At 44.1% G+C, this 655-nt stretch carries 1 rRNA gene; it reads right to left on the bottom strand.

What is annotated here, in order from left to right:
• Window positions 1-395 (bottom strand): 23S ribosomal RNA (locus tag I6E72_RS19640); the annotation flags it as partial.
• Window positions 396-655: the final 260 nt, after the last annotated feature.

Below are 655 nucleotides of genomic sequence, written 5' to 3'. Positions count from 1 at the left end.
AGGATGGTCCCCCCATCTTCAAACAGGATTTCTCGTGCCCCGCTCTACTTAATATGTTAACTCTAATGTTTCGAATACAGGACTATCACCTACTACGGTCAGCTTTCCCACGCTGTTCTTCTACATTAGCACTAATCGGCTTCTCCCCGTTCGCTCGCCGCTACTAGGGGAATCTCATTTGATGTCTATTCCTAAGGGTACTGAGATGTTTCACTTCCCCTCGTTCGCTTCTTGTACAAGTACAAGATACCTACCTTATGGTAGGTGGGTTTCCCCATTCAGAAATCTCCGGATCACAGGATATTGCCGCCTCCCCGAAGCTTATCGCAGGCTGTCACGTCTTTCATCGCCTCTGACTGCCAAGGCATCCACCATGTGCGCTTCATTACTTGACCATACAACCCCAAGTAGTCTCTCGACTTCTAAGTGTCATACAATCTAATTATGATAACGATATCACCTATGTTTATACGCTTGATTCAGTTCTCTTATTACTTTTTTAATAACTCACCCCTGGGATAACAACTGATGTCGTTAAGAGGTGAGTTATTAAGGTTAAGAGGTGCGCGTGAACACGCTCCTCCTAACCCAGACTCATATCTATGTTTTTAAATAGTTCCTGTATTCTCGTCGAATTACAGGTTCTGTATAAAAC

Source organism: Pseudoalteromonas sp. NSLLW24 (genome assembly GCF_015864725.1).
GTDB lineage: Bacteria > Pseudomonadota > Gammaproteobacteria > Enterobacterales > Alteromonadaceae > Pseudoalteromonas > Pseudoalteromonas arctica.
The sequence above is the reverse complement of the archived record's forward strand: the minus strand, read 5'-3'. Positions and strand labels throughout refer to the sequence as shown.